The organism is Vreelandella xerophytica (genome assembly GCF_968048975.1).
The window spans coordinates 2,494,345-2,514,149 of record NZ_OZ309106.1 but is presented as its reverse complement, the minus strand read 5'-3'; the positions used below and the strand labels follow the sequence as shown (position 1 = coordinate 2,514,149).

At 59.9% G+C, this 19,805-nt stretch carries 18 protein-coding genes and 3 tRNA genes; 16 read left to right on the top strand and 5 right to left on the bottom strand.

Features of this window, described 5'->3' with window-relative positions; all coding sequences use genetic code 11:
- The first annotated feature begins 164 nt into the window (after window positions 1-164).
- Window positions 165-2,186, top strand: a complete 2,022-nt coding sequence (locus ACWF8S_RS11795; protein ID WP_447553509.1) for an FAD-dependent oxidoreductase — start codon at window positions 165-167, stop codon at window positions 2,184-2,186.
- 166 nt (window positions 2,187-2,352) lie between these two features.
- A complete protein-coding gene (locus ACWF8S_RS11790) occupies window positions 2,353-3,396 on the top strand; it encodes a threonine aldolase family protein (protein WP_447553508.1) in 1,044 nt (347 codons plus the stop codon).
- A 54-nt stretch (window positions 3,397-3,450) separates the two neighbouring features.
- Here ACWF8S_RS11790 and ACWF8S_RS11785 read toward each other — a convergent pair whose 3' ends face one another.
- The gene (locus tag ACWF8S_RS11785) at window positions 3,451-3,972 is read right to left on the bottom strand and encodes an invasion associated locus B family protein (RefSeq protein ID WP_447553507.1); all 522 of its coding nucleotides are present in this window, start codon (window positions 3,970-3,972) and stop codon (window positions 3,451-3,453) included.
- Window positions 3,973-4,258: 286 nt separating this feature from the next.
- Here ACWF8S_RS11785 and ACWF8S_RS11780 point away from each other — a divergent pair, with 286 nt between their 5' ends.
- From ACWF8S_RS11780 to ACWF8S_RS11770, 3 genes are read left to right on the top strand one after another with little or no spacing between them, the layout of a single operon-like run.
- Complete coding sequence (locus tag ACWF8S_RS11780) at window positions 4,259-6,181, top strand: PrkA family serine protein kinase (protein WP_447553506.1); 1,923 nt, start codon at window positions 4,259-4,261, stop codon at window positions 6,179-6,181.
- Window positions 6,182-6,220: 39 nt separating this feature from the next.
- Entirely contained in the window at window positions 6,221-7,510 is a 1,290-nt protein-coding gene (locus ACWF8S_RS11775; RefSeq protein WP_447553505.1) for a YeaH/YhbH family protein, read from the top strand.
- Window positions 7,511-7,552: 42 nt separating this feature from the next.
- A complete protein-coding gene (locus tag ACWF8S_RS11770) occupies window positions 7,553-9,133 on the top strand; it encodes a SpoVR family protein (RefSeq protein WP_447553504.1) in 1,581 nt (526 codons plus the stop codon).
- Between the two features lie 45 nt (window positions 9,134-9,178).
- Here ACWF8S_RS11770 and ACWF8S_RS11765 read toward each other — a convergent pair whose 3' ends face one another.
- Window positions 9,179-9,493 carry a high-potential iron-sulfur protein gene (locus tag ACWF8S_RS11765; protein WP_447553503.1) on the bottom strand — a complete coding sequence of 105 codons (315 nt, stop codon included), beginning with the start codon at window positions 9,491-9,493 and terminating at the stop codon, window positions 9,179-9,181.
- Between the two features lie 275 nt (window positions 9,494-9,768).
- On the opposite strand from ACWF8S_RS11765, the gene ACWF8S_RS11760 reads away from it, so the two are divergent.
- Both ACWF8S_RS11760 and ACWF8S_RS11755 read left to right on the top strand, forming a co-directional pair.
- Entirely contained in the window at window positions 9,769-10,044 is a 276-nt protein-coding gene (locus ACWF8S_RS11760) for an Lrp/AsnC family transcriptional regulator (RefSeq protein WP_447553502.1), read from the top strand.
- Between the two features lie 65 nt (window positions 10,045-10,109).
- Entirely contained in the window at window positions 10,110-10,973 is an 864-nt protein-coding gene (locus ACWF8S_RS11755) for a DNA/RNA non-specific endonuclease (protein ID WP_447553501.1), read from the top strand.
- 245 nt (window positions 10,974-11,218) lie between these two features.
- Here ACWF8S_RS11755 and ACWF8S_RS11750 read toward each other — a convergent pair.
- From ACWF8S_RS11750 to ACWF8S_RS11740, 3 genes are all read right to left on the bottom strand, one after another.
- A tRNA-Leu gene (locus ACWF8S_RS11750) sits at window positions 11,219-11,305 on the bottom strand.
- Between the two features lie 25 nt (window positions 11,306-11,330).
- A tRNA-Leu gene (locus ACWF8S_RS11745) sits at window positions 11,331-11,417 on the bottom strand.
- 61 nt (window positions 11,418-11,478) lie between these two features.
- Window positions 11,479-11,565: transfer RNA gene (locus tag ACWF8S_RS11740), tRNA-Leu, on the bottom strand.
- 257 nt (window positions 11,566-11,822) lie between these two features.
- Here ACWF8S_RS11740 and rnr point away from each other — a divergent pair.
- From rnr to ACWF8S_RS11695, 9 genes are all read left to right on the top strand, one after another.
- Complete coding sequence (gene rnr, locus ACWF8S_RS11735; RefSeq protein ID WP_447553500.1) at window positions 11,823-14,303, top strand: ribonuclease R; 2,481 nt, start codon at window positions 11,823-11,825, stop codon at window positions 14,301-14,303.
- A 2-nt stretch (window positions 14,304-14,305) separates the two neighbouring features.
- On the top strand, window positions 14,306-15,100 hold the full coding sequence (gene rlmB / locus ACWF8S_RS11730; RefSeq protein ID WP_447553499.1) for a 23S rRNA (guanosine(2251)-2'-O)-methyltransferase RlmB: 795 nt from the start codon (window positions 14,306-14,308) through the stop codon (window positions 15,098-15,100).
- 198 nt (window positions 15,101-15,298) lie between these two features.
- On the top strand, window positions 15,299-15,703 hold the full coding sequence (rpsF, locus tag ACWF8S_RS11725; RefSeq protein WP_447553498.1) for a 30S ribosomal protein S6: 405 nt from the start codon (window positions 15,299-15,301) through the stop codon (window positions 15,701-15,703).
- A 34-nt stretch (window positions 15,704-15,737) separates the two neighbouring features.
- Window positions 15,738-15,965 (top strand): 30S ribosomal protein S18, encoded by a 228-nt coding sequence (gene rpsR / locus ACWF8S_RS11720; protein ID WP_009097135.1) that lies wholly within the window; start codon window positions 15,738-15,740, stop codon window positions 15,963-15,965.
- Window positions 15,966-15,977: 12 nt separating this feature from the next.
- The gene (locus ACWF8S_RS11715; RefSeq protein WP_447553497.1) at window positions 15,978-16,829 is read left to right on the top strand and encodes a hypothetical protein; all 852 of its coding nucleotides are present in this window, start codon (window positions 15,978-15,980) and stop codon (window positions 16,827-16,829) included.
- A gap of 15 nt (window positions 16,830-16,844) precedes the next feature.
- Window positions 16,845-17,291: a 50S ribosomal protein L9 gene (gene rplI / locus ACWF8S_RS11710; RefSeq protein ID WP_447553496.1), complete on the top strand. Its 447-nt coding sequence runs from the start codon at window positions 16,845-16,847 to the stop codon at window positions 17,289-17,291.
- Window positions 17,292-17,538: 247 nt separating this feature from the next.
- Window positions 17,539-18,924: a replicative DNA helicase gene (gene dnaB, locus ACWF8S_RS11705; protein ID WP_447553495.1), complete on the top strand. Its 1,386-nt coding sequence runs from the start codon at window positions 17,539-17,541 to the stop codon at window positions 18,922-18,924.
- A 62-nt stretch (window positions 18,925-18,986) separates the two neighbouring features.
- Window positions 18,987-19,283, top strand: coding sequence for a hypothetical protein (locus ACWF8S_RS11700; RefSeq protein ID WP_447553494.1), 297 nt, complete (start codon window positions 18,987-18,989; stop codon window positions 19,281-19,283).
- 217 nt (window positions 19,284-19,500) lie between these two features.
- Entirely contained in the window at window positions 19,501-19,803 is a 303-nt protein-coding gene (locus ACWF8S_RS11695; RefSeq protein WP_447553493.1) for a DUF6482 family protein, read from the top strand.
- The last annotated feature ends 2 nt before the right edge of the window (window positions 19,804-19,805 follow it).

Here is a 19,805-nt window from a genome sequence, read left to right as displayed (position 1 = left end):
AAGGGGCCCTGGCCAAAAGAGCAGGCTTAAAGGCCTGTACGCCGCTACACCAATGTCATACGCTTGTTTGAATACTGTCTTGAATACCGTCTTGAACTCAGTTTTGAATACTGATTTAAATCCTGTTTTAAATACCCCGTTTAAATAAAACGCGAGAGACCGTGATGACGCAGCCGCCCGCTTACCCGCACCTCTTTGCACCTATCCAGCTTGGGCATTTGAATCTGCCCAACCGCGTGCTGATGGGCTCGATGCACACCAATCTGGAAGAGACGCCCGATGGCTTCGCTCGCCTGGCGGCGTTTTACGCCGAGCGTGCCCGCGCCGGGGTGAGTCTGATCGTTACCGGCGGTATCGCGCCCAACCCGGAAGGCGCGGTCTTCGAGGGGGCAAACGCGTTGACCGATGTCTCCCAGCTCGACGACCATCGCCAGGTGGTAGAGGCGGTTCACGCCGAAGGCGGGTATCTGTGCATGCAGATTCTTCACGCCGGGCGCTACGCGTACTCGTCCTCTCTCGTCGCGCCCTCGGCGCTGCAGGCGCCCATCAATCCCCACACCCCTCGCGCGCTTGATACCGACGAGGTCGAAGGTCAGATCGACGACTACGTACGCTGCGCCACGCTTGCCCAGAAGGCAGGCTACGACGGGGTGGAGGTCATGGGCTCGGAAGGCTACTTGATCAACCAGTTCATCTGCCGGCGTACCAACGTTCGAGACGATGAGTGGGGCGGCGATTTCAACGCGCGCATTCGCTTTCCCGTGGAGATCGTCCGACGTATTCGCCAGGCGGTGGGTAAGCACTTTCTGGTCATCTTTCGCCTGTCGATGATCGATCTGGTGGAGGAGGGCAGCACCTGGGAGGAGGTGGTTGCACTTGGCCAGGCCATCGAGGCGGCCGGGGCCGATGTGATCAATACCGGTATCGGCTGGCACGAGGCGCGCGTTCCCACCATCGTGACCAGCGTCCCCCGGGCGGCCTTCACCGAGGTGACCCGGCGCATCAGGTCCTCACTTTCGATTCCCCTGATTACCACCAACCGGATCAACATGCCGGCGGTGGCCGAGCGCGTACTGGCGGAAGGCCACGCGGATATGGTCTCCATGGCCCGGCCGTTTCTGGCCGACCCGGCCTGGGTCAGCAAGGCCGAAGCGGGTCTGGCCGAGGAGATCAATACCTGCATCGCCTGCAATCAGGCCTGCCTGGATCATACCTTTGCCGGCAAGTTGACGTCGTGTCTGGTCAATCCGCGGGCGTGCCATGAAACCGAGTTTGACCTGAAGCCCGCCCACACCTCGCGACGCGTGGCGGTAGTGGGTGGCGGCCCGGCAGGGCTTGCCACCGCCGTTGCGGCGGCCAGCCGGGGGCACGCTGTGGTGCTCTTCGAGCGCCGGGAGACGCTTGGCGGACAGTTCAACTATGCGCGCAAGATCCCCGGCAAGGAGGAGTTCGACGAGACGCTTCGCTACTTTCGGGTCATGCTGGAAAAGCACGCCGTGGACGTGCGCTTGAATACCCCGGCCACGGTCGAGGCGCTTGGTGCGTTCGACGTGGTCGTTATCGCCACCGGCGTGACGCCGCGCACCCTGACGTTCCCCGGGGCGGATCATCCAAGCGTTGTAAGCTACGCCCAGGCCATCGAAAATCCGGCCCGCGTCGGGCGTGAAGTCGCCGTCATCGGCGCCGGCGGTATCGGTTTCGATGTCTCGGAGCTTCTGGCTCACGACGAGCATCCGGCGTTGGATATCGCGACCTGGTGCGAGGAGTGGGGCGTCGATCTGGGCGTGACCGAGCGCGGCGGGCTGGTACCCCCCGCCCCGCCTGCACCCGCCCGGCGAATCACCATGCTTCAGCGCAAGAGTACCCGGCCGGGCAAGGGGTTGGGAAAAACCACCGGTTGGGTGCACCGTGCCGCGTTGAAAGCCCGTGGCGTGCAAACCCTGAGCGGCTGCGAGTATGTGCGCATCGACGACGAGGGGCTGCATATTCGCCGGGAAGGCGAAGCGCAGGTGCTGAAGGTGGATACCGTAGTGGTCTGCGCCGGGCAGGAATCGGTGCGCGATCTCCTGTCGCCTCTTGAGCAGTCCGGGCGCGAGGTACACGTCATTGGCGGTGCCGACGAGGCCGCCGAGCTCGACGCCAAGCGGGCGATCGACCAGGGGATGCGGCTGGCCGCCTCGCTTTGACCCTCGAGACACCGTTGGGGGGAGCGCGTGACGGCCTGGTTGAATTAACGCTAGACTAGCCTTTTGTCTTACGGCGCGTACGCCGCGCCGTAAGGTGTTTGTTCATTGTGAAAACGGGTGGCACCCAGCTCGTTTCATGATCGTCAGCCAAAAGGACCCAGCCACCATGGCCTCGGAGTGCACCCCCCGATTTCTTGCCAGCGACAATACCTCCGGTATCTGCCCGGAAGCAATGCAGTATCTCCTGAAAGCCAACGATAGTGACGATCTGGCCTACGGTAACGACACCTGGACCGCACGTGCCGCGGACCGCTTTCGCGAAATGTTCGACTACGATTGCGATGTGTTCTTCGTCTTCAACGGGACCGCCGCCAACTCGCTGGCGCTTTCCGCCATGGGGCGAAGCTACCACAGCGTGATCTGCCACGAGCTTGCCCATATCGAGACCGATGAGTGTGGCGGGCCGGAATTTTTTTCCAATGGCGCCAAGCTTCTGACCTCGCCGGGCGCGAACGGCAAGCTGACCCCGGCAGGGATCGAGGCGCTGGTCACCAAGCGATCCGACATCCACTACCCCAAGCCGAAGGTGGTCTCGCTTACCCAGGCCACCGAAGTGGGTACGATCTACTCCCGGGAAGAGTTGCTGGCCATTCGCGCGGTGGCGGACAAGCATGATCTTCGTCTGCATATGGACGGCGCACGTTTTGCCAATGCCTGCGCAAGCCTGGGGGCGAACCCGGCGGAACTGACCTGGCAGGTGGGGGTGGATGCGCTGTGTTTCTCCGGTACCAAGAACGGTCTGGCGTTTGGCGAGGCGATCCTGTTCTTCAACCGCGAACTGGCCGAGGATTTTTCCTACCGCTGCAAGCAGGCCGGCCAGCTTGCCTCCAAGATGCGCTACGTCTCCGCCCCCTGGCTCGGGCTTCTGGAAAGCGGCGCCTGGCTGACCAACGCCCAGCACGCCAACGCCATGGCGCGCTATCTGTCAGAAGGCCTGCAGGCGCTCCCCGGCGTGTCACTGATGTTTCCCACTCAGGCCAACAGCGTTTTCGTGGAGCTGCCGCCCCACGTGATTGCGGCGCTGAAGGCTCGTGGCTGGACGTTCTATACCTTCATCGGCGCCGGCGGGGCGCGCTTCGTCTGCGCCTGGAATACCACCCTTTCTCTGCTCGACCAGCTGCTTGCCGATATCAGCGAAACGATGGGCTAGCGGCGTTGCCGGCGCCGTGCCAGCCAGGTGTCCTGGGCCGCACGCGCCAGGGTATCAGGGCGCGATCTGCTGGCTGGCGCTGGTAAAGCCCATCAGTGACAGGTCCAGGTCAAGGCGCTGGCCGTCAGGGGCGATGGCGCTTACGGTGGCGCTGGTGCCGCTGCGCAGTTGCTGCAACATGCTCGGCTCCAGCGGCAGGTCGGCGCGGCAGCCCTGCTCATGGCAGAACTGGTAGGGAAAGCCGACCGGGTCGTTGTTATCCACCTGTAGCTGCATGCCAGGCGCCAGATTCACCCCCAGCGGCAGCATGAAAGCTATGACCGCCGTGCCCTGCGCCTGAGGAGGATAGCCAACCATGGCGCGCATCAAAGGTTCATTGCTGTCGGGGTTGTTGACGATCTGGCTCATGGTGCAGCTCTGCTGCTGGCCGGCCCCGCTGGGGCAGCCCACTTCCCAGTCCTGAAACTGCTGGGTATCCACGTTCGGGGCGCTTGGCTGCTGAGCCTGGGCCGTCGATGCGGCAGTGGCGGCAAGCAGCGGTAGTAAGGCGGTCATCAGCGCGCGACGAATCGGCATGAGGTTACATCTCCCGGGTCTGAAAAGGGCGAGCCGGCGCTCGCCGTCAAGTAATTGAGGGTTATCTGCATTCGAACATGAGGCAGGTATCGGGTTCCAGTACATGTTCACAAATCGCTTTCTGGCACCGGGTACACTTTAAACCTTTATCGCTCATTTAGCGTTGAAGGTTTTACCCTCGCTTTCTTCATTGCTGACTAAGCTGATAGAACGATACCTCGTTTGGCACACCGTTTGGGATGTTTGACTTGGCGGTGGCGCCTGGGCTGGGCCACAGGAGAGTTCTATGAGCATCTTTGATCACGTTCAAGACCGATTCGCCCGCACGCAGCAAGAAGAGTTGACCCTCGAGGAGTATCTCGCCCTTTGCAAGCGCGACCCGAAGGTGTATGCCAGCGCCTCCGAGCGCATGCTCGAGGCGATCGGTGAGCCCCAGGTGATCGATACCGCCAAGGACCCGCGCCTTTCACGTATCTTTTCCAACAAGGTGATCAGACGCTATCCCGCCTTTGCCGAATTCCACGGCATGGAAGAGGCCATCGAACAGATCGTGGCCTACTTCCGCCACGCCGCCCAAGGCCTCGAGGAGCGCAAGCAGATTCTCTACCTGCTGGGACCGGTGGGCGGCGGCAAGTCGTCGCTGGCCGAACGCTTGAAGCTTCTCATGGAACGCATTCCGTTCTATGCCATCAAGGATTCCCCCGTGCAGGAGTCTCCACTGGGGCTTTTCTCGCCGGAAGAGGATGGCGAGCTTCTCGAGCAAGAGTACGGTATCCCCAGGCGCTACCTGAAAAGCGTGATGTCGCCCTGGGCGGCCAAGCGCTTGAAGGAAAGTGGCGGCGATATCTCGGCGTTTCGCGTGGTGCGTCTTTACCCTTCGCGCCTTAACCAGATCGCGATCTCCAAGACCGAGCCGGGTGACGAGAACAACCAGGATATTTCCTCGTTGGTGGGCAAGGTGGATATCCGCAAGCTCGAGCTCTACTCCCAGGACGACCCGGACGCCTACAGTTTTTCTGGGGGGCTTTGCCGCGCCAATCAGGGGCTGATGGAGTTCGTCGAGATGTTCAAGGCCCCCATCAAGGTACTCCATCCGCTTTTGACGGCAACGCAAGAGGGCAACTACAACCCCACCGAAGGCATGGGGGCGATTCCCTTCGATGGCGTGATTCTGGCCCACTCCAACGAGTCGGAGTGGCAGGCGTTTCGCAACAATCGCAACAATGAGGCATTCCTGGATCGCGTCTATATCGTGAAGGTGCCGTACTGTCTGCGGGTTTCCGAAGAGGTCAGCATCTATCAGAAGCTTCTGGAAGAGTCCTCGCTCAACCAGGCGCCCTGTGCGCCGGATACTCTGCGCATGCTGGCGCAGTTCTCGATTCTCTCCCGGCTCAAGGCGGCGGAGAACTCCAGCGTCTACTCCAAGATGCGCGTCTACGATGGCGAGAACCTGAAAGATACCGACCCCCGGGCGAAATCGATTCAGGAATACCGCGACGCCGCCGGCGTGGATGAGGGCATGCAGGGGCTCTCCACGCGCTTTGCCTTCAAGATTCTCTCCAAGGTGTTCAACTTCGACAGTACCGAGGTGGCCGCCAACCCGGTGCATCTTCTCTACGTGCTGGAGCAGGCCCTTGAACGCGAGCAGCTGCCTTCCGAGGTATTCGAGCGCTATCTGGGATTCATCAAGGAGTTTCTGGCCCCCCGCTATGTGGAGTTCATCGGCAAGGAGATCCAGACCGCGTATCTGGAGTCCTACAGCGAGTACGGTCAGAACATCTTCGACCGCTACGTGATGTACGCCGACTTCTGGATTCAGGATCAGGAGTACCGCGACCCGGAAACCGGTGAACTCTTGAACCGTCAGTCGCTCAACGAGGAGCTCGAGAAGATCGAAAAACCGGCGGGTATCTCCAACCCGAAGGACTTCCGCCACGAAGTGGTCAATTTCGTGCTCCGGGCGCGTGCCCAGAACAACGGCTCCAATCCGAGCTGGCAATCCTACGAGAAACTCAGAGGCGTGATCGAGCACAAGATGTTCGCCAATACCGAGGAGCTTCTGCCGGTGATCTCCTTCAACGCCAAGGCCTCGAAGTCGGATCAGAAAAAGCACGAGGACTTCGTGGCCCGGATGGTGGAGCGCGGTTATACCGAGAAACAGGTGCGCCTGCTGTCGGAGTGGTACCTGCGCGTGCGTAAATCCCAGTAGCAAGGCGCACATCTTGACAGGCTAACGCCGGGAGGTCGTATGACCTACTTCATCGATCGCAGGCCCAACGCCAAGCATAAAAGTGCCGTCAATCGACAGCGCTTTCTGGAGCGCTACCGCCACCATATCAAGCGCTCGGTGGAGGACGCGGTCAACCGTCGTTCGATTACCGATATGCAGCGCGGCGAGAGCGTGTCCATTCCGACCAGGGATATTTCCGAGCCGGTCTTTCAACACGGCCCTGGCGGGCGGCGCAGCGTGGTGTCGCCGGGCAACAAGGAGTTTTTGGAAGGTGACAGGATACGCCGCCCGCCCGGGGGCGGTAACGGCCAGGGAGCGAGCGAGGGCAGTCCCGGCAGGCAGGGCCAGGGCGATGACGAGTTCGCCTTTACCCTGAGCCGGGAGGAATTTCTGGAGTTCGTGTTCGACGGGCTGGAACTTCCTCACCTTCAGCGCAAGCCGCTGAAAACGCTGGAGGAAATCAAGATGGTGCGCGCCGGTCTTGCCCGGGACGGCGTGCCTTCACGCATGAGTGTCACTCGTTCGATGCGCGAAGCCTACGCCCGGCGTATTGCCATGCGCGCGCCGATCAAGCGCGCCCTGAAAGAAGCCCAGAACGCCCTGGCCGAGGAGATGGCCAAGGACCCCATTTTAAAAAATCCCGCCCGTGTCGCCGCCTTGCAGGCGGAGATCGAGCGCCTGGAAAAGCGCATCGAAGCGGTGCCGTTCATCGATACCGTCGATCTTCGCTATCACCAGCTCGCCCCCGAGGTCCAGCCTTCGAGCCAGGCTGTGATCTTTTGCGTCATGGACGTGTCCGGGTCGATGACCCAGAACCACAAGGATATCGCCAAGCGCTTTTTCCTGCTGCTCTATCTTTTTCTGGAAAAGCACTACGAGAAGGTCGAACTGGTCTTCGTGCGTCACCATACCGCCGCCCGAGAGGTCAGTGAGGAGGAGTTCTTCTACTCTCGCGAGACCGGCGGCACCATCGTTTCAAGCGCACTGACGCTGGTGAGCAGGATCGTTCAAAAGCGTTACCCGGCCAGCCAGTGGAATCTCTACGTGGCCCAGGCTTCCGACGGCGACAACTGGGATGACGACTCCTCGGTCTGCCGCGATCTGCTGATCAAGGAGCTGATGCCCAATCTCCAGTACTACGCTTATGTCGAGATCACCCCTCACGAGCATCAGTCGCTCTGGCACGAGTACGAAACCGTGGCCAAGCGCTTTTCCGAGCGTTTTGCCATGCGCCAGATCTTCGAGGCCGGCGATATCTATCCGGTTTTTCGCGAACTGTTCAAACGCCGGTTAAGCGCAGAGTCCTGATCCGCCCATCAACGCCTGGTCATCAATGACAAGGAGTGCGCCATGCAATCCTCCTCCCACGCCACTGCGAGCAAGCCCATAGCGACAGGCTCGGACTGGAATTTCGCAACGCTTGAACGCTTCGATCAGGTGCTGGCGGCGCTCGCCGACGAATACCGGTTGGACACCTACCCCAATCAGATCGAGGTGATCACCACCGAACAGATGATGGATGCCTACTCAAGCGTGGGCATGCCGGTCGGCTATCACCACTGGTCCTTCGGCAAGCAGTTTCTGGCCGTGCAGCAGGCGTACAAGCGCGGGCAGATGGGGCTTGCCTACGAGCTTGTCATCAACGCCGACCCCTGCATCGCGTATCTGATGGAAGAGAATACGCTGATGATGCAGGTACTGGTGATGGCCCACGCCTGCTACGGTCACAACTCGTTTTTCAAGGGCAACTATCTCTTTCGTACCTGGACGGAAGCCGATTCCATCGTCGACTATCTGGTATTCGCGCGAAGCTACATTACCCGTTGCGAAGAGCGCCATGGCACTCACGCCGTGGAACAGCTGCTGGACGCCTGCCACGCGTTGCAGAACTACGGGGTGGATCGCTACAAGCGGCCCTCGAAGATATCCCCCGCGCAAGAGGCCACCCGCCAGCAAGAGCGCGAGGCTTACCTGCAAACCCAGGTCAACATGCTCTGGCGCACCATTCCTCGGCCGGCCGAAAAAGTCGAGCGCCTGGCCGGGCAGTTGCATGACGAAGACGACCCGCTGGGCCTTCATGAAGGCGGGCGCTACCCGTCGGAGCCTCAGGAGAATCTACTTTACTTCATCGAGAAGAACGCGCCTCTTCTGGCACCCTGGCAGCGCGAAATCGTGCGTATCGTGCGCAAGCTGGCCCAGTACTTCTATCCCCAGCGCCAGACCCAGGTGATGAACGAGGGGTGGGCCTGCTTCTGGCACTATACGCTGATGAACCGGCTTTATGATGACGGACATGTGGACGAGGGCCTGATGCTCGAATTCCTGCAGTCTCACGCTGCAGTGATTCACCAGCCCGACTTCGACAGCCCCTACTACAACGGCATCAACCCCTACGCGCTCGGCTTTGCGATCTTTCGCGACATCAAGCGGATATGCGAGGCCCCCACCGACGAGGATCGAGCCTGGTTTCCCGATATCGCCGGCACCCCCTGGCGAGAAACGCTGGAATTCGCCATGCGCAACTTCAAGGATGAATCGTTCGTTCAGCAGTTCCTGTCACCCAAGGTGATGCGCGATTTCAAGCTCTTTGTCATGGTGGACGACGATCAGAGCGAAACGCTCAACATCGGAGCGATCCATAACGAGCAGGGATACCAGCGCGTGCGAAACGCCCTGTCCGCGCAGTACGCTCTTTCTCTGCGCGAGCCCAACATTCAGGTGTTCGAGGCGGCGATTCGCGGGGATCGTTCCTTGACGCTGCATCACGTACAGGAGAGCCGCCGCCCGCTGGAGCGCAGTGCCTATCCGGTCATGCGGCATCTGCAAAAGCTGTGGGGGTTTCCGGTACATCTGATTTCAATGGAAGAAGGGCGGGTCACTCACCGCTACCGCTGGCCAGTAGAGGAAACGAAAGTGGCGGGGGAGCATTGAACGTCACGCTGCGTGGACAACAACCCCGCCATCAGGCGGGGTCCATCATCCTTTTGCCGTCCAGGACTGGCACCAGCCGTCCGGGGCAACGCTGTTCTCAGGAAAGAGCTGGCAGCCTTCGTTGGCCTCGGTGAAGAACATGCAGTTAGAGCAGAGTTCTCCCTCACTGAAGGCGGGATGGTCGCTCGCGTTTTCGGCCTCTTCAACGTAGTTGAGCGCCTGCGCGGCAGGCGCGCCGGGGTCAAGACGCGGCAGCGACTGAGCAAAAGCGGTTTTGGAAAGTATGCCAACACCAAACGGCAAAGCGGCAAGACCCAGTACGCTATCACGCATGAATTTACGTCGGCTCTGATCGGCCATGGTGTCTCCTTGATGTCACGGTCTGACAGTGGCTTGTCGGCAGGGCGCTGGAGTACCTGCCCTGACCTTTGCCCTATTATATGGCGTTCCTTGAAGCATTACCTTAACCCATGCGGCTTGGCGCACCTAATGGGTTTACCGATACGCGGCAATAGGCCACATTCATTGCCTCGCTTGGCGGGCGGAGCGGGGCTGGTATACTCGCCCGACGAGTGGATGCAGTTCATGTAACATGAAATGCAGTTTCTGTGATTGAGTTGACTTGCGAGGGCGCCATGCAAAACGCTGTAATTTTGATCAATACCGAAAAAGGCCAGGTAAAAGGGGTGGCCGAGCGTCTGGCGGATGTCGAAGGCATCAGCGAAGTGTACTCCACCTGCGGACGCTACGATCTGGTGGCCATCGCTCGCACGCGGGACTTTGAAAGCCTGGCGGAGCTTGTCACCGAGCGCTTGAATGCCGTGGAAGGCATCAGTGATACGGAAACCCTCAACGCCATGCAGGTACATTCGCGCCACGATCTGGAAACCATGTTTTCACTGGGTTGGTAGTGTCACCAAGGCTCAGATGCGCCCGTAAAAGAAAAAGAACATAAAAGACAGTAGGGAGAGGTTCGTTGGGAAAATCGCTTTTGCGCTGGCGTCGACAGGGGCGGCGCTTTGGGGTGACGTTGCTGTTCGTGGTGGTGGGGGGTGGGCTTTGGGAATTTCAGGAGCGCCAGCAGATTGGCAGTGCCGTCTGGATGGGCGCGCCGACCTGGGACGACTTCAGTCTGACGACCTTTCACCGCGTGCTGCGCAACGACGGCTTCATCGTGGGCTGGTCGGATGTACGCATCAATCCGCTCTGGGTGAGCTATCAGGTGAGAGCCGTGCCCGAGGATACCCGCATCGGCTCGCGGCCGAGCTTCCAGGCCGATTGGCGAACGCTCTGGCCGGTCGGCACCGACAGCTACTCGGGCAGCGGCTATGACCGTGGTCACATGGCACCGAACTACGCCATCGCCGCCGTTCATGGGCGAAACGCCCAGATCGATACCTTCTTGATGAGCAACATGAGCCCCCAGCGGCCGAATCTGAATCGTCAGCTGTGGCAGCGCCTGGAGGAGTCGGTCATGGATCACTTCGCGCCGCGCTTTGACTATCTGCAGGTGATTACCGGCCCGGTCTTCCCCGAGCACTTCATGGACAACGTCTTGAACCGGGTAGGGCTCGTCGAAGTACCCGAGGCGTTTTACAAGATCATCGTCGCCCCCCACAACGATGCCCCGCTGGCACTCGCATTCATCATGCCCCAGGAAGTGCGCGGTAACGAGCCGCTGGAGGATTATCTGGTCACCATCGACGAAATCGAAGCGCGCACCGGGCTCAATTTCTTTCCCCGCCTCACCCCGGAGCTTGAAGCAGTCATGGAAGGGGAGCTTCGTACCCAGGGCTGGGCACTGGAAGAAGTATCCAAACGGCCGGGCCGGTTTCAATAGCGGTTTCAGAACCCTATGGAGGCTGACAAGCAAGCGGCGTTGAACAGGCAATCACGAAACAACGGCCAGGGAGAGGCCGAGCTTGTCTTGATGAGCCCTGGGTATCGTGAAGGGGATGTTCTAGACACGCACGGCAAGCGTTGGCCGCATTACATGCTGGTGGTGTGAATAAAACGGGATAGAAGAGCTGAAGGAATAAAACGCTGAAGATCTGAAAGCTCGATGATGCGGACGGGACCAATGAATGGTGCCCAGGAGAGGACTTGAACCTCCACGTCCATACGGACACTAGCACCTGAAGCTAGCGCGTCTACCAATTCCGCCACCTGGGCGCATCATTTGCTGTCTGTATTCAATTGGTGCCCAGGAGAGGACTTGAACCTCCACGTCCATACGGACACTAGCACCTGAAGCTAGCGCGTCTACCAATTCCGCCACCTGGGCGAATACAAACCCTTGTTTTGCACCATTCAATACCGTGAAAAGGGGATAACACGGATTGTAATGGTGCCCAGAAGAGGACTTGAACCTCCACGTCCATACGGACACTAGCACCTGAAGCTAGCGCGTCTACCAATTCCGCCATCTGGGCAAGTGGCGCGTATGATACCGGGCTATGGGTTAAATGCAAGTGTTCGCGGCATTTTTTGAAGTAAAAAATTCACGATTGAAAGCGCTTACGGTTGGGTGATCGAGTCGGCGGCGCTATACTGCACCCATGACCAAACAAACCATGAAATTTTTCAGCGCGTCTTACGTTGTAAAAACGCCTGACCACTTCCTGAAGGCGTGCCTTCGCGCAGCCTTTTTTCTTCGCCTCCCGCAGACGCCATCAAGGACGACGATCGCATGAAGTACTGGACGTTAAGTGATGATCCACACGCCGAGCGTGAGGCACAAAAATACGATAACCCGGCCCCCAGCCGTGAATACCTGCTGGCGGCGCTGGAAAGCTACGGCAAGCCGATCACCCACGAAAACATGAGCCGCATGCTGGGTATCGAGGACGAAGACCATCTGGAAGCGGTTCGGCGTCGTCTGGCCGCCATGGAGCGCGATGGCCAGGTGCTGCGCGACCGCCGCGGTGCCTATGCGCTGATCGACAAGCTCGATCTGATCAAGGGGAAGGTACAGGGGCACCGGGATGGCTTTGGCTTTCTGTTGCGTGATGACGGCAAGAAACCTGACCTGTTGCTGCCGCCCCGGCAGATGCGCCGCGTCTTTCACGGTGACCATGTATTGGCGCGTATCAGCGGCCGCGACCGCCGCGGGCGTGACGAGGCGACCATTGCCGATGTGATTGCCCGCAATACCCAGACGCTGGTGGGGGTTTATCGCAGCAACACTCCGGAGTTCGGTATCCTGATACCGGAAAACCCGCGTGTTACCCAGGAAATATTGATTCCCCACACCGCCAGCGCCGGCGCCAAGGACGGTCAGGTAATTTCGGCCAGGATCGTTCAGCAGCCCGCTACTCGCGTTCAGCCGGTAGGTGAAGTGATCGAAGTGCTCGGGGAGCGGATGGATCCCGGCATGGAAATCGACATAGCCATTCGAAGCTACGATATTCCCGCGGAGTTCCCGCCGGAGGTGATCGACCAGACCAGCGGTATTTCCGCCGAGGTACTGGAAGACGACAAGAAGCACCGGGTGGATCTGCGTGACCTCCCCCTGGTGACGATCGACGATGAATCCGCCAAGGATTTCGACGATGCGGTGTGCGCCTGGAAAACCAAGTCCGGTAGCTGGAAGCTCCTGGTCGCCATTGCCGATGTTTCCCACTATGTGCGACCCGGCACCGCACTCGATGACGAAGCGCGCACCCGAGGTAACTCCGTCTACTTCCCCGGCCAGGTAGTTCCCATGCTGCCGGAGCTTTTGTCCAACGGCCTGTGCTCGCTGAACCCGCACGTGGATCGCCTGGTAATGGTCTGCGAGATGAACATCTCCAAGACCGGGGCGATCAGCCGCTACTCGTTTTACGAGGCCGTCATGAACTCCCACGCCCGCCTGACCTATAACAAGGTGGCGGCGATGCTCGAGCCCGAAAGCGAGCAGGGTCAGGCACTTCGTGAAGAGCATAAAGAGCTTGTGAAGCCCATCGAGAATCTTCACGAGCTTTATGGTCTGCTGCGCGGAGCGCGTGAGGAGCGCGGTGCGATCGACTTCGATACGACCGAGACGGCGATCATCTTCAACGAAGAGCGCAAGATCCAGGAGATCGTGCCGCGTAGCCGCAACGACGCCCACAAGCTGATCGAAGAGTGCATGCTGGCGGCGAACGTGGCCACCGCGCGCTTTCTGGACAAGCACGACCTGCCGGCCCTTTACCGGATTCACGAGCGGCCGACGCCTGAGCGTCTGGACAAGCTGCGCCTCTTCTTGAGCGAGCTGGGGCTTTCGGTGGGTGGGGGTGATGAACCCACGCCCCAGGATTACCAGGCGCTCAGAGAAGTGATCAGTGACCGGCCGGATGCCGATATTATCCAGACCGTGATGCTGCGCTCGATGAACCAGGCGGTGTACTCGCCCCAGAACGAGGGCCACTTCGGTCTGGCGTATCAGGCTTACGCCCACTTCACTTCACCGATTCGTCGCTATCCGGATCTTCTGGTACACCGTGCGATTCGCTCGGTGATTCGCGGCCCCCGCCAGACCAACACCGTGGTGCGCGTTGAGGGTGCGCCGGTCGAGCCGCCGAGCAAATGGTGTCCGTACACCTTCGAACAGATGCTCGAGCTTGGCGAGCACTGCTCGATGACCGAGCGCCGCGCCGATGAGGCCACCCGGGATGTCGAAAGCTGGCTCAAGTGCGAGTTCATGTCCGACAAGCTCGGCGAGACCTTTGAAGGCACCATTGCCTCGGTGACCCAGTTCGGCCTGTTTGTACGTCTGGACACCTTCTATGTAGAGGGGTTGGTCCACGTGACGTCGCTGCCCTCGGACTATTACCACTACGAGGCCGAAAAGCACCGTCTGAAAGGCGAGCGCACCGGCACCACCTACCGTCTGGGCGATGGCCTGACGGTGCAGGTGGCTCGCGTGGACATGGATGATCGCAAGATCGACTTCGGGCTGACCGATGACAAGCCGCGCCCGCGCCGCCAGCCGCGCAAGCGGACGGGCAAGGCCGAGGAGTCCGGCAAGCCGCGGCGCTCCGCCGCCGAGCGCAGCGCCCCCGTCAAGGCCGCTGCCAAGCCCGGAAACGATGCCAAGCCCGGAAGCGATACCAGGCCCCAGGCCGATGCCAAGGCCGAGCAGCCTGATACCCGGCGTGGGCCTCGGCGTACACGTAAAGCCCCCAAGAAGCCACCGTTGAATAAGGGGTGAGCATGAAGTCAGCGTCCAGGCGTGGTTCACGCAGTACCATTCAAGTGCCGGAAGGTCTTGAGCAGGTGTACGGCGTACACGCGCTTGAAAGCTTGCTGGAGCGGGGCGAGGTGCCGCGGGAGCTTTGGGTGCAGCAGGGCGCGGGTAAGCGCCTCGATATTTTGGTCGAGCGCGCTCGGGCCGGAGGCACGCGACTCACAGAGAAGCCCAGAGACGTGCTGGATCAGCTCACTGGCGGAGCCGCTCACCAGGGCGTGGTGGCATTCTGCCCGCCACTCACCCCGGAAGGGGAGGAGTCGCTCTGGTTGAAGCTTCGTGCCTGGCAGGCGTCTTCACCGCCACTTCTGCTGGTGCTGGATGGCGTGACCGATGTGCATAATTTCGGTGCCTGCCTGCGAAGTGCCGATGCTGCCGGCGCCCATGGGGTGATTGTCGCCAAGGACAATGCCGCCCCCCTCAACGCAACGGTGCGCAAGGTGGCCTGCGGCGCGGCTGAAGTCGTACCGGTGTATCAGGTCACCAACCTCTCGCGTACGCTTGCCAAGCTCAAGGAGTTCGGTGTCTGGATCACCGGCACGGCCGGAGAGGCCGAGGCGTCGCTTTATCAGATCGATTTCAAGGGTCCCACGGCCCTGGTGATGGGCGCCGAGGGTAAAGGGATGCGCCGGCTGACTCGCGAAGGGTGTGATCACCTGGCAAAGCTTCCCATGGCGGGTCAGGTCTCGAGCCTGAATGTGTCGGTAGCCGCCGGTATCTGTCTGTTTGAGGCTGTCCGCCAGCGTCAGCTTGCAAGTTGACCCTAACCCCCCTAGAATGCGCTCGCCCGTTTATTTGTCGCGGGCGCTGTGGGGAACCCCCCGCTGAAACGAAGTTCTGCTTGATGTCTTTACTGTCTTTCGACAGCAAAAGGCATTTCAGTTAACTCCTTGCTTCCCTGTCATGCCTTGGCCAAACAGCCAGCGACTCCGGAAGCTGTCAAACCGCAAGGAGATTCCATGCGTCATTACGAAATCGTGTTTATGGTCCACCCGGATCAAAGCGAGCAAGTGCCGGCAATGGTCGAGCGCTACACCAGCATCGTGACCGAAAACTCGGGCACCGTGCATCGCTTGGAAGATTGGGGCCGTCGTCACCTGGCTTACCCGATCAACAAGATCCACAAGGCTCACTACGTGCTGATGAACGTCGAGTGCACCGGTGAAACGCTGGAAGAGATCGAAAACATCTTCCGTTTCAACGATGCCATCATCCGTAGCCTCGTTGTCCGCTGCAAGGAAGCGGTCACCGAAGCCTCTCCGATGATGAAACCGGCAGAAGAGAAGCGCCCGCGTCGCGAAGACAAGCCGCGCAACGACGATGCCGACGCCGACTCTGAAACAGAAACCGAAGAAACTGCCTAAGTTTCTCCACTGCACGTTTTAAAGGAGCTCATCCATGGCACGTTTTTTCCGTCGCCGTAAGTTTTGCCGCTTCACCGCTGAAGGCGTCAAGCAGATCGACTACAAGGATCTGGACACGCTGAAGGCTTACATCACCGAAACCGGCAAGATCGTTCCAAGCCGTATCACCGGTACTAAAGCACGCTATCAGCGCCAGCTGGCGACCGCGATCAAGCGTTCGCGTTACCTGGCGCTGCTGCCCTATTCCGATAGCCACCAGTAAGCGTTTGACGTGATGCTGGCACTAGCACGATGGCTGATGCAAAAAACGTTTTACGCTGTTGGCGTAGCGGCGCTTGCAACGCTAGTGCCCTGGCTGTTCTGGCTGGGGGCCGCCATTGCTGCTCTGGTAACGCTGCGTCGCGGGTTCGCTCCCGCGCTGCCGGTTATCCTGGCCGCTGCCATTCCCGCCGGTTTCTGGTGGATGCAGGGTGACGTGATTCCGCTGGCAAGCGTACTGCTGGTCACGCTGATGGCCGTCATTCTACGCGAGCGGATGCGCTGGAGCGAGGCGCTGATCGTAGGCACGTTGGCCACCGCCTTCATGGTGCAGCTAGGGGTCTTCAGCCTGCCGGGTGGATCAGAACTCATGCTCGAGCAGCTTCGCGAGAGTTCGCCTGAAGTGAACGGCATGCTCAACGAGTTCTCGAGTCAGGGTTACGATACCCAGGCGCTCGCCGCGATGGTGGTGGGCGGTGTTACGGGGCTGATTGTGCTTCTGGCCGCGATCGCATGTCTGGCGCTCGGGCGCAGTTGGCAGGCCGGGCTTTATAACCCCGGTGGCTTTCGCGAGGAGTTTCATGCGCTGCGCTTGATGCCCAGAGAGCTTGCGCTACTGGCCATTCTTGGCGTGGTAGGGCTGTTGCTGGGTGGCGAAGCACTCTTGATCGTTGGCTGGGTTCCGCTGCTGGTGGCAGGCATTGCGCTAGTGCACGGGTTTATTGGATTAAAGGGGATGAACGGGCTGTGGCTGGCGGTATTTTATGTACTGCTGATCACAACCTTGCCCACGATTCTCATTGTGCTGCTGTTGGGGCTGATTGATACATTCGCGAACGTTCGCGCACGCCTTGCCCGCAGCAATTGACTAGAGGTTTACGAGATGGAAGTCATTCTGCTCGACAACATTGGTAAGCTGGGCGGCCTGGGTGACAAGGTCACTGTGAAGCCCGGTTACGGTCGTAACTACCTGGTACCGTACGGCCTGGCCGTACCGGCAACCAAGGAAAACGTAGAAGCGTTTGAAGCGCAGCGCGCCGAGCTTGAAGCTCAGGCCGCTGAGCGTAAAGCGGAAGCCGAAGCACGCGCAGAGCAGCTCAACGACATCGAACTGTCGCTGGTCTCCAAAGCGGGTGACGAAGGCAAGCTGTTCGGCTCGATCGGTCCTCGTGATCTGGCCGATGCGATCTCCTCTGCCGGTATCGACGTTGCCAAGAGCGAAGTTCGCATGCCGCTGGGTCCGATTCGTCAAACCGGCGAATACGACATTGCCCTGCACCTGCACGCCGAAGTGGACGCCGTGGTACGCGTGGTGGTTGTCGCAGAATAATTCTGCCGCATCCAGCATCGCCGAAAAGGGCGCGGGTCTTCCCGCGCCCTTTGTTTTTCTGAAGGGTCTTCGACTCGCCACGAAAGACCTGAGAAGAGCCGGCGTTTGAAAGCGGTGGGCATGATCGCTTTCAAACGCCGTTTCGAGGACCGTTCAACGCGCCGGCGCTGGTTGGCTGACGGTCTGTTTGAGTAAGATAGTGGCCGCTGGCCACCGTGTCGTACTGCGCTATTGAAAGGAGCCCGCAATGGAGGAGCCTTCTGCGGACAAGGAAACGGCCGCGCTCAAGTTGCCGCCGCACTCGCTCGAGGCGGAGCAGTCGGTCTTGGGTGGGTTGATGCTGGATAACCAGGCCTGGGATAACGTCTCGGAGCGCCTGGTGGCGGATGATTTTTACCGCTACGAACACCGCCTGGTGTTCAACGTCATGATTCATCTGGCAGAGTCCGGCCAGCCTCTGGATGTGGTGACACTGTCCGAGGCGCTGGAAGCCCGCGACCAGCTCGATACGGTGGGTGGGCTAGGCTTTCTGGCCGAGCTTGCGCGTAATACGCCTTCGGCGAGCAATATCCGCGCCTACGCCGATATCGTGCGTGAGCGGGCCACGCTCAGAAAGCTGATTCGCGCGGCGAACCAGATTGCCGACGGCGCCTTTTCTCCCCAGGGGCGCCCGGCGGACGAGCTTCTCAACGAAGCCGAACGACTGGTATTCCAGATTGCCGAGGAGCGGCCCAAGACCGGTGGGCCCATCGGCATGAGCGAGCTTCTGACCAAGGCCGTCGACCGCATCGATGAGCTTTTCAACATGAAAGGCGAGATGACCGGGCTCTCGTCGGGCTTTCGCGATCTGGATGAAATGACGTCAGGACTTCAGCCCTCGGATCTGGTGATCATTGCCGGGCGGCCCTCCATGGGCAAGACCACGTTCGCCATGAACCTCGTCGAGCATGCGGTCATTTCAAGCGACAAGCCGGTGATGGTGTTCTCCATGGAGATGCCCGCGGAGTCGTTGATGCTCAGGATGCTTTCGTCGCTTGGGCGTATCGATCAGACCCGGGTGCGTTCGGGCCAGCTCGAGGACGAAGACTGGCCGCGGTTGACGTCGGCGGTGAACCTTCTCAAGGACAAGCAGCTTTTCATCGATGACACCGCCGCACTTTCACCCAACGAGATGCGTTCGCGGCTGCGCCGGGTGGTGCGTGAGCACGGCAACATGGCGCTGATCATGATCGACTACCTGCAGTTGATGCAGATTCCGGGCTTTTCCGAGAACCGCACCGGCGAGATCTCGGAAATCTCGCGTTCGCTCAAGGGGCTGGCCAAGGAGTTCCAATGCCCGGTCGTGGCGCTTTCCCAGCTCAACCGTTCCCTCGAGCAGCGCCCCAACAAACGCCCGGTCATGTCGGATCTGCGTGAGTCCGGCGCCATCGAGCAGGACGCCGACGTCATCGCCTTCGTCTATCGTGACGAGGTGTACAACCCGGATAATCCGGATAACCAGGGCATTGCAGAGCTGATCATCGGCAAGCAGCGTAACGGGCCCATTGGTACGGTACACATGGCCTTTATCGGTAAATATACCCGGTTCGAGGACCTGGCGCCGGATAGCTATGGCGAAGCGTTCGGCGATTAACTTGAGCATCGGGGCGCAGGCCGTATAATGCCGCCCCTTGATTCAATACACAGGAGCAGCGCATGGCAGGTGGTGGTTTTAGGCGGGGGAACCGCAAGCGTCTTCCCAAACTGGAAGGGCGGGGCGAGCTTGAGTCGCTCGAGCGTGAAGGGCCGTTCAAGGAGTGGCTGGGTATGCCGGATCTTTACCGCTACTACCTGGTAGTCAACGGCGAAAGCTTCAGCTATCAGACCGAGGACGCCGAACTACCGGTTGTCGTGGGCGACAAGGTGGTCTTTCGCTACAAGGAAACCAAAGGCGGGAATTGGGTGGATCGCAATTCGTTGGGCAAGGCGATCGACCCCTCGCAGTACCAGTGAGGTTTCAAGGCATTGACCAGATGGTCAGGAACTCTTTTATTCGGTTGTCGTCCTAGCGCAGGGTCCTGGCGTACGGTTTCATCGACCATCGCAACGACCGTCCAGACGTATTAGTGCAATGTTACGCATTGCGCTAAGGTTACTGTGCTAGGGTAACAATAGTGTCATGGGGAACGTTCACTCTGTGCCCCATGACCGCTAATAACAGGAGGGATCCATGGAATTGAACGAACTGAACGTCTTTGTTGAAGACTCTGACAACTTTGAAATACGCGTGATTACCCATTCGGGTAGCGGGTTCTATCAGGTGGAGCTCGAGGATGTCGAGGGCAATCGCCATATGCTGACCCAGCGGCGCAAGCCCATGCTTTTTCGCTCGTTGGACGACGTCTATCTTGAGCTCAAGCGCGCCGGCATTCATCGTGCCTACCTGGTACAGCACGTGCCTCACGATGAGATGATCGGCCGCGCCGCACACTACAGCGAACCGCTTGCCTCGCGCATGCCGCTCGTTTTCTAGGA